This window comes from Planctobacterium marinum (genome assembly GCF_020687805.1).
Lineage (GTDB): Bacteria > Pseudomonadota > Gammaproteobacteria > Enterobacterales > Alteromonadaceae > Planctobacterium > Planctobacterium marinum.
In genome coordinates, this window is the sequence record NZ_JAJEWQ010000001.1 from 130,026 (window position 1) to 144,558 (window position 14,533).

The following is a 14,533-nucleotide window of genomic DNA, read 5'->3' on the forward strand; positions in this document are numbered from 1 at the left end:
TTCAGGCTCCTGCATTGCCGTTAGCTGATCCCAGTTCGGCTGGATCAGTTTGCGGATCTTTTTGCGCAAATTTCTTGCGATCAAACAAGCTGTACAAAATAGGAATGAAGAACAAGGTCAATAAGGTCGCGAACATCAGCCCGAAAATAACGGTGATAGCCATAGGTTTGCGAATTTCAGCGCCTTCACCGAATCCCAGCATCATAGGTAATAAACCCAACGTGGTGGTCAGCGTTGTCATCAGGATAGGACGAAATCGGGTCAGTGCAGATTCTTTAATAGCGTCTATTTTCGCGACACCTTGCTCTCGTAACTGATTGATTCTGTCTACCAAAACAATGGCGTTGTTGACCACAATACCTGCCAGCATAATGAGGCCGATAAATACCACAACGGATACTGATGTTCCGGTCAGATATAGCCCGTAAATCGAACCGGCACAGGCCAGTGGCACAGTGAACAAAATTAAAAACGGATGCAGCAGTGATTCAAACTGAGAGGCCATTACCAGGTAAACCATGAATATTGCCAGTGCCAATGCAAATTTCAGCGACTGGAACGACACTTCCATTTCTTCATTTTGGCCGGAAATGTTTGCCTGCATACTCAAAGGCAATTGCATTTCGGCTAACAGTTTTTCGGCATCGGCAACTGCATCACCTAAATCACCGTAGGCCAGATTGGCTGAGATGATAGCAACGCGCTCCTGACCAACACGGGTGATCTCGCTGGGACCGATAGAGGTTTCTATATCGGCGACTGCATCCAGCGTGATGGGGCGGGCTGCGCCCGGATTAACAATAATCTGCGAAACATCTGCTGCTGAATCGCGCTGGGTTTCCTGAGTTCGCACCAGAATATCCACTTTGCGATCATTGATGGAATATTTACTGGCCACTTCACCGCCTATTTTGGCTGCGACTAACTGGGCAACATCAGGTGAAGACAAGCCTAATTGTGCCAGTTTGGCGTGGTCAAAATGCACTTTGAGCTCTGGATTGCCCGATTGCAACGAGGATTTCACATCCGCAAATCGATCATTACTTTCCAGCGTAGTCACGATTTGCTCGCCGTAGCGACGCAACATACCCAAGTCATAACCCATTAGTTCAATTTCCAGAGGTGTGCTGAAACTAAACAATTCCGGTTTGCCAAACTTACTTTGTACCCCGGCCTGTGACTTTAAGTACTCACGCATCGCTGCCTGAGTTGCTATTTCATCCGCTGGTAGCGAACCGGGTTTAAGTACCACATTTAGTTTGCCCCAGTAATCCCCGCCCTGACTGGGTGAGGCATTCATCAAACTACCGGTACCTGCGATGGAATAGGTGCGCTGCACGTAGGGCAGGCTTTCAGTAAAACGCGATAACTCGTTTAACACCTGATCTGTGGTTTCTAATCTTGCTCCGGTAGGAAGTGTGACCTCGACATCGAACTCTCCCTGTGCCATCGGTGGAATTAACTCGATGCCCAATTTACTGACCAGTGCTAACGAACTGAGGGATATCAGCAAAATAGCGCTAATGATCAGGGCTCTTTGGGCTAAAGCAAAATTTAACAGTCCCTGATAGCCGACATAAATGGTGTTATAGGCTTTATCAAATACCCATAAAATTGGCCGGAACAGGTAACCCAATACTTTGCGTAATACCCGTGCAATCAGAACTACCAGGCTACTGATCAATAGTGGAATGAAATAAAAGATACCCTTAAGCAGGTACCTGACTGGCAACGTCAGGTAATAGAAAAACTTGCCCAGACGGGTAGTGGGAACACCCTTTGTACGTGCTGGTCCTAAATCCAATGTATCTGCTTCGGATTCTTTGTTTGCACGACTGGCCATCATAGGGATGATAGTCAACGCCACCAGCAAAGAGGCACCCAGTGCAAAGGTGACGGTCATGGCCTGGTCACCGAATAACTGGCCCGCAATGCCTTCCACAAACACCAGTGGAAAAAACACCGCCATAGTGGTCAGGGTTGAGGCCACAATGGCCATTGATACTTCTTTAGTGCCCTGGGCTGCTGCGGTTTTATTATCCAGCTTTTCCCGTTTTTTACGGTCGATGTTTTCCAGCACCACAATTGAGTTGTCTACCAGTAAGCCGATAGCCAGCGCAATGCCACCCAGGCTCATAATATTCAGGCTAATGCCGTTGCCATACATTAGATTGAAGGTGGCAATGATAGAAACCGGGATTGAAATGGAAATAATAAAGGTTGGCCAGATGTTTTTCAGGAACAGGTACAAAATCAGCATGGCTAATAATCCACCGACAATACCGGCTGATTTAACTTCATCAATGGCATTTGAAATAAACGTAGATTGATCGTAAACCAGCTGCATCTTGTATTGTTCAGGGATCTCTTCCTGAATTCGTTGCAGGCGGTTTTTGACGTTTTGTGCGACTTCTACGGTATTGGCATCTCCCTCTTTGTAGATGGCAATTTCGACTCCTTCAAAACTGTCAAATCGGGTAATCGAGGTGCGCTCTTTGTGACTGTCTTTTATTTCAGCGATATCCCCAAGTCGAATGTGCCGACCATTGCGGGTAGCAATAAACAAATCCCGCATCTCATCCAGCGTCTCAAACTGGTTCAATGTGCGGACCAGGTACTCCTGCGAGCCGTCTTCTACCCGTCCACCTGAGGTGTTTACATTTTCCTGTTGCAGCCTTGTCACGATTTCACTGATGGTTATATTCAGCTGGCTGGTTTTTTGTTGATTGATAAGTACCTGGATCTCGTTTTCCAGACCACCACCGACTTTGACCGAAGCGACGCCTTCCACTGATTCCAGTTTGCGTTTAATTTGCTCTTCGGCGTAAATGCGCAAACGCTTCATTCCAGCTGTATCTAAACTGGTAAGCTGCGTTTGTTGAATAGCAGGTTTTTCTGACGAGTCGCTATTGTCGTTTTTAGGGGCGGGTAACGCGCCACCCAAACCATAGCGCATGATGGGGTCCAGCGAGGGGTTAAAACGCAGCAGTAACGGTTTAGAGACATCCAGCGGTAATTGCAGAATATCTAATTTTTCTCTGACATCCAATGAGGCTAAATCCATGTCGGTGCCCCATTCGAATTCCAGTAAAACATCCGACTGGCCTGCTTTAGAGGTGGATTTAACGGTTCTGACACCTTTAACCACACCAATGGCTTCTTCGATGGGTTTGGAAACCAGTTGCTCCAGTTCACCGGGGGCGGCGCCTTCATAATCCGTTCTGATGGTCAGTGTTGGGTAGGACAACTCAGGTAAAAGGTTAATAGACAATCTGGACAACGACACCATGCCAAACAATAATACCGCAAAAGTAAACATCCACACAGTAACCGGGCGCTTAACCGCCACATCAATGATACTCATCTTATTCTCCGAAATGTGTGGCTGACTTAACCGTTAACGATTTCTACATTTGCCTGATCTTTCAGGTTGTGGTGGCCGGTAATAACAACCTGCTCAGAGCCATCCAAACCTTCTGTGATTTCTACAAATTGACCTTCCTGATAGCCGATTTTCACTGCGATTTTCGTGGCAATGCCATCTTTGACCACGAATACATTTATCTGGTCATCAATGTGTAACAGGGCTTTACGAGGTAATAAGGTGGCATTTTGATGAGTGTCATAGTTAAGCTTCACCTTGGAGAACATGCCGGCTTTGAGGTGATTATCTTCGTTGGGCACTCTTAATGTTACCTTGAAGGTGCCGGTTTCTGCATCTATAACCGGTGAGATACGCTCCACATAGGCGTCAATGTTCTGGTCGCTCAGGGCAGTAATAGACAAGGTGGCTTTTTGTTCTTTGTGAACGCGAGCCAACTCTTTTTCCGGCAAGTGCACGATACCGTAAAGTTGGCGTTGCTGCACAATCTGAAACATTCTTTCACGTTGGAAAGACTCTGTCAGGTTACCTACTTTGGCGTTTCTTTCTGCAATATACCCCGAAATAGGGGCGCGAATGGTGGTTTCTGCTAAATCCAGCTCAGCCAATTCTAACGTGGCTTTGGCAGATTCAAACTGTGCAGTCAATTTGTCGTAAGTGTCATCGCTGACCAGTTTTTTGTTGTAGACCTTATCAATTTTATCCAACTCTTTTTGAATACCGCGTAGATCTGCTTTGGCGCGATTCAGGTTCAGGATATAGCGTTCTTGTTCCAGTTTGGCCAGTGATTGACCTTTTTCTACATAGTCGCCTTCTTCTACATAAATATGTTCGATAATTCCGGAAGCCCGGGCAACTACAAAGGCTTCTTCTTTTGCTTCCAGAACCGCCGTGGTTTCGTAGTTCGACGAAATGTTGCCTATGGTTAAATCCGCTACTTCAACCGGGATTGAAATGATTTCTTCTGCTTCTTCGGCGTTATTGGTGGCTTCGGCTTCACCACAGCCAGATAAAAGGGCGGTGCTAACGGCAATACTGCTGGCAAGTAAAAGGGTTTTTAAGTTGTTATTGTAAGTCATTGTCTTCCCCTGAAATAAATTAGAACAATTTGCGAAACTTGCCAATCGATAGCATTCACCATGCCATTTGAAAAATACCTTTAAAAACATGGTGTTAACTTCACCGTTTAACATTCCTTCGATTAACCATTCCCAGATGTTAGTGAATATCACTAAGTATTGGTGATATTAGTTAAAATTGGTCAAAACGTGTTTTGACGTAAATAAATTGTAAACCTGTTTTAATGTCAAACCTACCGTCGATTGGATATTCCGCTATTATTGGCAGTATCTATTGTAAGAATTCTTTACATAGTGGAAGGTATGTCGATACCGTTTACAAAAAAGTTTGAAAGGAAATAAAAATGAAGGCATTAAAATATGCAGTATTGGGACTAACAGGTTTGATCGTGCTGGTACTGGTGGTGGGTTTTATTCTGCCATCAGAATTTCACGTGCAGCGCCAGATACAAATCAGTGCTCCTGCAGATAAAGTTTATCCTCATATCGTTAATTTAAGAGAATGGAAAAAGTGGGGTGTCTGGTTTGAACGTGATCCTGATATGCAGGTTACCTATACCGGCCCGGACGGATTTGTGGGACAAAAATCCAGCTGGGTGAGCGAAACCCAGGGGTCTGGTGAGATGACGATTACCGAACTTTCTCCCCTGAAAAAGGTGGTTTACAACCTGTACTTTCCCGATTTTGGTATGGGCAGCACTGGTGAACTTACCCTGACCGAGGAAAATGGCACTACTACGGTAATTTGGGCAGATTACGGAGATGTCGGTGGCAATCCCATTAACCACTATTTTGCGGCCATGATGGACGGTATGGTTGGGCCGGATTTTGAAGCCGGTCTTAAAAACTTAAAAAACCTGGTGGAATCTCAATAGCCGACGGCGACGGAGAGTGGGAGTGAGACTCCCTGCGCTCAGCGACGTGAGTGTAGTTAGTCTTATTTTTTCCTTTATTCATCCCGTTGCAGCCGAGCAGCAGGCACAAAGGATTTTCTTCTCCCGGCTTTTTTGTTACAACAAGGGCCGGGCCATAAAGGAAATAATCACATCGCATGAGCGCCGTTAAAAACAATCACCTCACTTCACTGCTGAATATCTGGTTTCCACAAAAAGATGAACTGGACTGGGTTCTGGCCACGATCATTGAGACTGATGGCTCCAGCTATCGCAAACCCGGCGCCATTATGTTCATCAATAGTCTCGGACAATACTATGGATTGCTGAGCGGAGGTTGTCTTGAAGCAGACATCATGCGTCAGGCAAGAAAGTGTTGGGACAGCGGTAAAAGTCACATTATTCAGTATGATATGCGCGATGAAGATGATATTGCGTGGAAGCTGGGTATAGGTTGTGGCGGAATGGTGCGTATTTTGTTGCAGCCTGTTACGGCGCAAAATCACTACCTGGAGTTAACCGCGTTAAAAACCCAACTGGACACTAATCAACGCTGCATATACATGCTTTTGGCTGAACAGGCAGAGGCCAAAAACCAATGTATCGCACAGGTTCCCGAAGATAAAAGTTGGACATTAAACCGCCTGAATCAGATCAACAATGAAAACTGGTTTGTCAGTGAACAGTTACCTGTTGTCCGGCTGGCGATTTTCGGCGGAGGTATAGACGCTATCCCTCTTGCCAATATTGCTAAACAATTGGGTTGGCACATTACTTTGTTTGATGAAAGGCTGGGGTATGCCAAAGAGGCCTTTTTTGCTTCAGTCGATGATATTGTCCGGGATAAACTGGATGATCTGCACAATCATCCTGCCTTGGCTCAGGTGTCAGCCGTTGTGTTGATGAATCACAATGTCACAATGGATGCTAAATCATTGCTCTTAAGTCAGTGCAGCGGTGCAAAATATGTAGGAATGTTAGGCCCGCGCCATCGAACTGAACGGGTTTTTAAAGACGTAAATATCGTTGAGTCACAATTGACAAAACCGCTCCACAATCCCATCGGATTTGATCTCGGTGGTGAGCTACCTGAATCTATCGCACTGAGTATGCTGAGTGAAATTCATGCGGTATTGTATGGTGCCAGTGGTCGTACCCTGACCCGGACACGCCCCGCGGCAAAACTAGCAGGTTAAGTTAGTGTCTGGATATACGCTGGGCACGCTGATGTTGGCGGCGGGACAAAGTCGCCGCTTTGACGGTATTAAGCAACTGGCGACGTTGCAGCAGTCATCTATGCTGCAACAGGCGTTGGAGAAGCTTTCTGGCATTGATTGTGACTGCCGGGTGGTCACATTAGGGGCCAATAAAGCCACCATAGAATCCGCAATTAACCTACCTGCAAATATTTTCGTTAAAACGGTTTCTGATTGGCAAAACGGCATTTCCGCCAGCATCAAAAGTGGTCTGGAAGCGCTTGAACATTGCTCTCATGTTTTAATTTTGTTGGCTGATCAACCGGATATTTCTGCGCATCAAATTGAACAACTTATCAGTTTGAGCCGTAGCAACCCGAAGCAGATTATTTGTGCACATTATGCGGGAAAAAATGCCGTCCCTGCTATTTTTCCTGCCAGCGACTATGCTTTATTGCACAGCTTGCAAGGTGATATGGGTGCCGGTAAGCACCTGAACAGTCCCAAATACAAAGAAAACGTTATCCCGGTTGCATTGCAAAGTGGTGCTACCGATATTGATACCCTGCAAGATTTGAGTCTCTGGCAAAAACAACAAAAGGTTAACCTATGATTACATTTACCCTGAACGGAAAACCCACAAAGGTCGAAGCTGAGCCTGAAATGCCATTGCTTTGGGTGATTCGTGATTTATTAAACATGACAGGAACAAAATACGGGTGTGGATTAGGGGTATGTGGCGCCTGCACCGTGCATATGGATGGTCAGCCTATTCGTGCCTGTGCCACGCCAGTTTCGGTAATCGCCGGAAAGTCAGTAACCACCATTGAAGGGCTGAGCAAAGATGCCAGTCATCCGGTGCAGCAGGCATGGGCGGAGCACAATGTACCACAATGTGGATATTGTCAGTCTGGTCAGATGATGTCAGCTGCGGCATTGCTGGCTTCCAATAACGATCCCAGTGATTCAGATATTGATAACTATATGCAGGGCAACCTGTGTCGTTGTGGTACCTATCCACGTATAAAAGCGGCAATTAAAACGGCGGCAAAATTTGTGGAGGTGAAATAATGTTTATTGAACAACTGCAACACCATGATTCGGTTATGCACAACATCAGTCGCCGTGGGTTTTTGAAAACCCTGGGTATTGCCGGTTCTGGCCTTGTATTAGGCGTGACATTACCGTCATTCTCGCCGGCCTATGCTGCTGAGTCAGGCAATGGTGAAATGAACCTGTTTGTCAGTATCGACGAGTCAGGCGAGGTGAATATTATCTGTCATCGCTCAGAAATGGGTCAGGGTATACGCACTTCATTACCGCAGGTGTTGGCTGATGAATTGCAGGCTGACTGGGAGAGGGTCAATGTAGTACAGGGCTTGGCGAATGCCAGTTACGGCAGTCAAAATACTGATGGCTCGCGTTCAGTTCGCCATTTTTATCAGACCATGCGAGAGATGGGGGCATCAGCCAGAACCATGCTGGAACAGGCGGCTGCAGAAAAATGGGGAGTGCCCGTAGAAGAAGTTAAGGCAATTGATCACAAGGTTGTCCATCAGTCTGGCAAAAGTCTGGGGTTTGGCGAGTTGGCAGCTGCGGCCAGTAAACTGACACCTCCGGATGTCGCCAGTTTGGTGTTTAAAAACAAGCAAGATTTTAAGTATATCGGCAAAGGGCTCACTATTGTTGATATGCACGATATTCAAACCGGCAAGACCCAATTTGGTCAGGATGTACACATGGAAGGTATGTTGTACGCCAGTATTGTTCGGGCACCTGTGGTTGGTGCAAATGTGCTGTCGTTTGACAAAGACGCTGCACTTAAAACTCCAGGTGTTGCTGATGTGGTGGCAATGCCGGAGCGCAGTTTTCCCGTGGGGTTTAATTCGCTGCCGGGTGTTGCAGTGTTAGCCAGTAATACATGGTCTGCGCAACAGGCAGCCAAAAAGCTCAGTATTGAATGGACACAACATGAAAACCAGTCACATGACTCGGGCGCTTTTCTGGCAACGTTACAAGAAAGAGTGAAATCCAAAGGCAAGGTGCAGCGTAGTGTAGGCGATGCTTATGCGGAATTGGACAAGGCTGAAAATACAGTTCAGGCGTCATATTCAGTACCTTATCTGGCCCATGCGACAATGGAGCCGCCTGCTGCTACGGCGGTTTTTAAAGATGGCCAAATGGAGATTTGGGCTTGTACTCAAACCCCTCAGTCCACGCAAAATACCGTAGCTCAGGTATTAGGGCTGGAGCCTTCTCAGGTCAAGGTAAACGTGACTTTATTGGGGGGCGGATTTGGCAGAAAATCCAAACCTGACTTTTCCGTTGAAGCCGCTATTTTAGCGAAACACAGTGGCAAACCGGTGAAAGTAGTATGGAGTCGAGAAAACGACATTCAGCATGGTTATTATCACGCCATCAGCGCGCAACATTATCAGGCCGGACTGAATGACAAGGGGCAGGTGAGTAGTTGGATACAACGCAGTGCATTCCCCAGTATAGGTTGGACCTTTAGTGGTAATACTAATGAACCGCAATCCTGGGAATTGTCGCTGGGGTTTGGTGATGTACCTTTTCAACTGCCACATTTATCCTGTGAATCTCATGAAGCTACAGCTCATGCGCGCATAGGATGGATACGCTCAGTGTGCAACATTCAGCATGCCTTCGCTCTGGGATCATTTGTGGACGAAGTCGCGGTTGCCGCTGATAAAAGCACACCGCAAATGTGGCTGGAACTGATTGGCGAGGATGCCAATATTGATCCAGGTCAGCAGGGATTCGAGTTTAGCAATTATGGCGAGACGTTGGAGCGGTTCCCGCTGGATACCAAGCGCCTGAAACACTGCCTGAATGAAGTCATTGCCAAATCCGGTGCGGATAAACCAACGGCTGCCAATGAAGCCTGGGGGGTCAGTGTTCATCGCAGCTTTGTCAGTTACGTCGCTGTGGCTGCTAAAGTCAAAGTTGATAACAACAAGGTAACAGTGTTGGAAATGCACTCTGCCATTGATGCCGGTACTGTAGTTAACCCGGACAGAGTTAAATCCCAACAGGAAGGCTCCATGATTTTTGGTTTGTCCATCGCTTTGTTAGGCGAAATCAGCTTTAAAGAGGGTAAGGTGCAGCAGTCGAATTATCATGACTATCAGGTATTGAGAATGAATCAGTGTCCTGAGATCTATACGCACATTATTGACTCAGACGCGGTACCAGGCGGTGTTGGTGAACCCGGTACTCCGCCTGTTGCTGCGGCAGTGGCGAATGCGATTTATCACGCCAGTGGCAAGCGAATTCGCGACCTGCCGGTTAAGAATCACATGCAAGTGTAGGTCGAAATCAGGTTGAATAGGAGGACACCGACGGTGTCCTTTTTCTTATCCTTAAGCCAGAAACAAATATTCACTGAGCAATGTTTCCGGAACTTAATTCACGGCGCGAGACTGAATAAATCGAATACGCAGACTCAGTAATATGGCTGCGACAGTCAGTCCCATTATTATCCCCAGCCAGAATCCCGTGGCGGCCATTGCCGGTACTATGGTATCCGTTAATGCCAGTAAATAACCCATGGTTAAGCCAACCCCCCAGTAGGAGCAAATCGTGATAATGAGCATGGCTTTAGTGTCTTTATAGCCCCTTAATATGCAACCTCCGATAACCTGAATGGCATCGGAAAACTGGAAAACCGCAGCCAGGAACAGTAAGTCTGCGGCCATATTAATAACGTCGGCTTCGGTACTGTACAAGCCTGAAAGTTCATAGCGTAACAACACTGAAATCAGCGCGTTTATGGCAGCAAATGCCAGCCCCAGTGCTACCGCGGTATAACTGGCATCTTTTGCGGCCTTTCCCCGGTTTTCCCCTAACAGGTAACCTATGCGAATGGTGACGGCCAGACCAATACTCAGAGGAACCATAAACAGCACACCGGATACGTTCAGCGCAATCTGGTGAGAAGCCACAATTTTCGCACCCAGCGGAGACAGTAACAAGGCAATCACTGAAAACAGGGTAACCTCAAATAACAACGCCAGGCCTATGGGAAGTCCAATCTTTAAGTGAGCGACAATTTTGCTGATATCCGGTTTACTGGAATGGCTAAAAAATGGTGCGAAAGCCAGTTCTTTGGAAAACTTCACGTATAACCAGTTGCAGGTCATCATCGCTACAAACACCAGACCTGTGGCTATTCCGCAACCCGCCCCCCCAAAGGCCGGTACACCAAATTTGCCATAAATAAACACGTAGTTGGCCGGTATGTTCACAATCAGGCCAACAATCATGATAACCATACTGGGTTTGGTGTGGGATAACCCCTCACTGTACTGACGCAAGACCATATAAACACAAAACGCCGGGAAGGCGACAAATACATATTGCAGGTAATCGGCCGAGATGCGGTGCAGATCGGCCGCCATATTAAAAGGCGTAAAGAATTGATAAGTATAAAAGCTGGCAATGAACACCAAAAAACTGAGGCCCAGTCCGATATAGAGAGCCTGATGGCCGACTTCCGGGATTGGCGCATGATTTTTAGCACCATGCAGACGTGAAATGATTGGTGGCAATGCCATAATGATACCCTGAACCAGGATCATTACCGGGAAAAACAAGCTGGATGCAACGGCTACGGCGGCCATATCTGTAGAAGACAGGCGACCTGCCATTAAGGTGTCAGAGACACCCATCAGCATTTGTGTGAGCTGAGCAACAAGCAGAGGCCCGGCTAACTTAAGTAGTGAGCGTGACTCGGTTCTGAAAGAGCGATATTTCAAGCGGTTCTCAATCTAATTTAACAATGGATCAAATGGCAGAATCTTAACTTTGGCATTTTTCGCCAGTTGACTGCAGTCAGCGTCGATGACCACAAAACAGTTGGCATCAGTAAAGGAATTCATGATACCGGAGCCCTGTTTATTACCGGGCATAACCCGAACATTCTGGTCACCATCCAGCCACATTCTGGCCCGCAAAAACTCCGCTCTGCCGGGTCTGCGTTTAAGGTCCTTATCCAGGTGGCCGGTTATTTCCAATGAATTGTGATTAACTTCACCGGCTAACTTTCTCAAGCCCGGTACAACCAGCTGTAACAGGGTTACGAAAGAGGATACCGGGTTGCCTGGCAGCCCGGAAAACAGCGTTTTTTGAATGCGCCCAAAGGCATAAGGTTTACCTGGTTTGATGGCAATTTTCCAGAACGTAATATCGCCAAGTTCCTGTAAAACCGGTTTGACAAAATCGGCATCACCCACAGACACACCGCCAGAACTAATAACCCAGTCATTGTGTGCTGCGGCTTCAGCAAATGCTTTGCGCGTGGCTTCCAGTTGGTCGGGGATGATACCAAAGTCGGTGACTTCGGCCCCCAGTTTGCGCAACATTGCAGTCAGTCCAACCCGATTACTTTCGTAAATTTGACCCGGTTGCAACGCCTTTCCTGGTTCAATCAATTCATCACCGGTCGCCATAATGGCCACTTTTATCTTGCGATACACCTGAATATCACGCATACCAACCGAAGCCAGTAACGATAAGTGTTGTGGAGCAAGGCGGGTGCCTTTGGGCAAAATAACACTGTCGCGCTGAATATCTTCGCCGGCTTTACGGATATTTTCTCCGGCAGTGATGGTCTTCAAACAAACGAGTTTATCGTCAGTCACTTTTGCCTCTTCCTGCATAACTACGGCATCAGCGCCCTGGGGAACTGGGGCACCGGTCATGATCCTGACGGCTTCACCTTGTTGCAAAGAATTGACATAAGCCTGTCCCGCCATGACCGCGGCAACAATCTGAATAGTAGAGCCCGCATCACTGGCTTTGAGCGCATAGCCGTCCATCGCTGAATTGTCACTGGGCGGTACATTCATCGGGGAAATAATATCTTCTGCGGTTATCCGACCGGTGGCCTGATCTGGCGTAACGGATTCAGTTTCCTGTACGGGTAGTATCTTATCTAGTTGTTGTACTAAAGCTTGTTCAACAGGTAAAAGACCGGGGGAATTACAACCAGACATGATAAATACGCCCTATGTTTGACAGTTATATACAGGATGAGGGTTCGATAAAACCGAGCCGCTCTTTATACCTGCGTTCTGATGTGGGTGCAATATTGTATTTGGAGAGTCCGTAGAAAACTCGATGAATTAGCGCCCTGAAAAAGGCGCTAATTTATTGTGCAGATAAACACAAGGCTAGCGGAATAGTCGTCTTGTGGCTATCAGGTGCCGGTCTGATTTGATAACCACACCGTTTGATAGGGTTGTAATGTGATTTCTTCGGTAATATCAATAATTTCACTATCGCTGATTAAATCTCGCCAGCGATCAGTGACCGTCAGGTTTAATTCGCCCAGTCGCAGCACCTGAGGTTGATCCGTGATATTGCTGATACAAAAAATACTCTGTCTTCGGTCCATGCTTTGACGCCAAAAACCAAATAACTGCAATCCCAGATGCAAGGTGAATTGTATTGCGTTTGGATGAAAGGCTTTTTGAGCGGTCCTGATATCGATAAGGGCTTTCATGCGTTCTAACACTTTGTGATGATGATTGAACCTGGAGCCCAATTCCATCTTTAACATGTCGTAGTTCCAGCGTTTGCGATTGATAGCGCGGTTGTGGTGAGTATTTTTCAACTTCTCATAGTCGTTGTTGGTACCCAGCATACTGTGTATGTAAATTCCGGGGATGCCCTCCAGGCCCAGCATTACGGCATGGGCACAAATAAAGCGTTCTAATCCCCACTTATCGGGCCCGTCAGTAGTACCTTGTAGGGCGTCAAACAAGGCGATATTCATTTCGTAAGCTTTTTGCTCACCGGTTTCTGTTGTGCGCCACGAAATACGCCCCCCAAATTGCTTCATGGTATTGATCAGGGTTGACAATTCATCCTCTGAAAGCAGCCCTTCGGCGGGTCTTAATCCAATGCCGTCGTGAGAGGCAATAAAATTAAAATAAGTGGTGCCGTTTTGCGCCGGAGGCATGCTCATTAACCAGCGTTTCAGATACAAACAGTTCCCGGTTATCAGGGTATTTACCAAAAGTGGCGGCAAACTAAAATTGTATATTGCGTGTGCCTCGTTGGCATTCCCAAAGTAGGTGAGGTTTTGCGTGTTAGGGATATTGGTTTCCGTAATAATTACAGCGTCAGGCTGGCTGTGCTCAATCAGTGAGCGCAATAATCGTATCACCTCATGTGTCTGCATAAGATTGATGCTGGGAGTCCCGGCAATTTTCCACAAAAAAGCCACGGCATCCATGCGAAAAATACGCACACCTGAATCAAGATACTGCCGGATGATAGAGACAAACGCCAAAAGCACATCAGGGTTGCGGAAATCAAAGTCAACCTGGTCATGACTAAAGGTACACCAGACGTGTTCCAGTCCTTTTGCTGTCTCGGTTTCGCGCAATAATGGCGAGGTACGGGGTCGAACAACCTGAGAAAGGTCATCGTCAGGCGACGCCGTGAAAAAGTAATCTGATCCCGGTCCTTCTCCCCGGATAAAGTTCTGGAACCAGGCACTGCGACTGGAACAATGGTTGATAACCAAATCAGCCATAAGGCGTCGATCACTGGCTATGGCTTCGATATCCTGCCAGTCTCCCAGCGCTTCATTGACGCTGGAATAGTCAATGACTGCAAATCCGTCATCGGAACTATAGGGAAAAAACGGCAAGATATGTACGCTGTTAATCGTGTCTGCAAAGTATTTATCCATAAAATGGCGCAGCGTCTTTAAGGGATGTTCGTCATCCCGGACGATACTGTCACCGTATGTGATCAATACGACATCCTGTTGATCCCAGTTGTTTTGAAATACGCCAGGCTGTTTGATGTCTTTATCCAGATGCATCAGTGCCAGTAATTCTTCACTCAGCGTCTCATAAGAACGGTTTAGCGTAATGCCATCGTAAATAACTTCCAGCTGCTGTTGCAGTTTGTGTTTTAGGTTTTCTAACAGCTCAGACATCGCCGGAC

The 14,533-nt window shown here is 46.9% G+C and carries 10 protein-coding genes; 5 read left to right on the plus strand and 5 right to left on the minus strand.

The window, feature by feature from the left end; genetic code table 11:
- Position 1: 1 nt before the first annotated feature.
- Both LJ740_RS00600 and LJ740_RS00605 read right to left on the minus strand, forming a co-directional pair.
- Complete coding sequence (locus LJ740_RS00600; protein ID WP_229527104.1) at positions 2-3,364, minus strand: efflux RND transporter permease subunit; 3,363 nt, start codon at positions 3,362-3,364, stop codon at positions 2-4.
- 26 nt (positions 3,365-3,390) lie between these two features.
- A complete protein-coding gene (locus LJ740_RS00605; RefSeq protein WP_229527105.1) occupies positions 3,391-4,461 on the minus strand; it encodes an efflux RND transporter periplasmic adaptor subunit in 1,071 nt (356 codons plus the stop codon).
- Between the two features lie 344 nt (positions 4,462-4,805).
- Here LJ740_RS00605 and LJ740_RS00610 point away from each other — a divergent pair, with 344 nt between their 5' ends.
- The 5 genes from LJ740_RS00610 to LJ740_RS00630 all read left to right on the plus strand — a co-directional run bounded on the left by LJ740_RS00610 (position 4,806) and on the right by LJ740_RS00630 (position 9,882).
- The gene (locus tag LJ740_RS00610; RefSeq protein ID WP_229527106.1) at positions 4,806-5,336 is read left to right on the plus strand and encodes an SRPBCC family protein; all 531 of its coding nucleotides are present in this window, start codon (positions 4,806-4,808) and stop codon (positions 5,334-5,336) included.
- Positions 5,337-5,512: 176 nt separating this feature from the next.
- The gene (locus LJ740_RS00615; protein WP_229527107.1) at positions 5,513-6,550 is read left to right on the plus strand and encodes an XdhC family protein; all 1,038 of its coding nucleotides are present in this window, start codon (positions 5,513-5,515) and stop codon (positions 6,548-6,550) included.
- 4 nt (positions 6,551-6,554) lie between these two features.
- Entirely contained in the window at positions 6,555-7,163 is a 609-nt protein-coding gene (locus LJ740_RS00620) for a nucleotidyltransferase family protein (RefSeq protein WP_229527108.1), read from the plus strand.
- A complete protein-coding gene (locus tag LJ740_RS00625) occupies positions 7,160-7,621 on the plus strand; it encodes a (2Fe-2S)-binding protein (protein WP_229527109.1) in 462 nt (153 codons plus the stop codon). The genes LJ740_RS00620 and LJ740_RS00625 overlap by 4 nt, the downstream gene beginning before the upstream one ends.
- Positions 7,621-9,882, plus strand: a complete 2,262-nt coding sequence (locus tag LJ740_RS00630; RefSeq protein WP_229527110.1) for a xanthine dehydrogenase family protein molybdopterin-binding subunit — start codon at positions 7,621-7,623, stop codon at positions 9,880-9,882. Before LJ740_RS00625 ends, LJ740_RS00630 begins: the two co-directional genes overlap by 1 nt.
- A gap of 93 nt (positions 9,883-9,975) precedes the next feature.
- Here the strand turns inward: LJ740_RS00630 and LJ740_RS00635 are convergent, their stop codons facing one another.
- The 3 genes from LJ740_RS00635 to LJ740_RS00645 all read right to left on the minus strand — a co-directional run bounded on the left by LJ740_RS00635 (position 9,976) and on the right by LJ740_RS00645 (position 14,525).
- A complete protein-coding gene (locus LJ740_RS00635; RefSeq protein WP_229527111.1) occupies positions 9,976-11,328 on the minus strand; it encodes an MATE family efflux transporter in 1,353 nt (450 codons plus the stop codon).
- A gap of 12 nt (positions 11,329-11,340) precedes the next feature.
- On the minus strand, positions 11,341-12,567 hold the full coding sequence (moeA, locus tag LJ740_RS00640) for a molybdopterin molybdotransferase MoeA (protein WP_229527112.1): 1,227 nt from the start codon (positions 12,565-12,567) through the stop codon (positions 11,341-11,343).
- Between the two features lie 203 nt (positions 12,568-12,770).
- On the minus strand, positions 12,771-14,525 hold the full coding sequence (locus tag LJ740_RS00645; RefSeq protein ID WP_229527113.1) for a sugar phosphorylase: 1,755 nt from the start codon (positions 14,523-14,525) through the stop codon (positions 12,771-12,773).
- Positions 14,526-14,533: the final 8 nt, after the last annotated feature.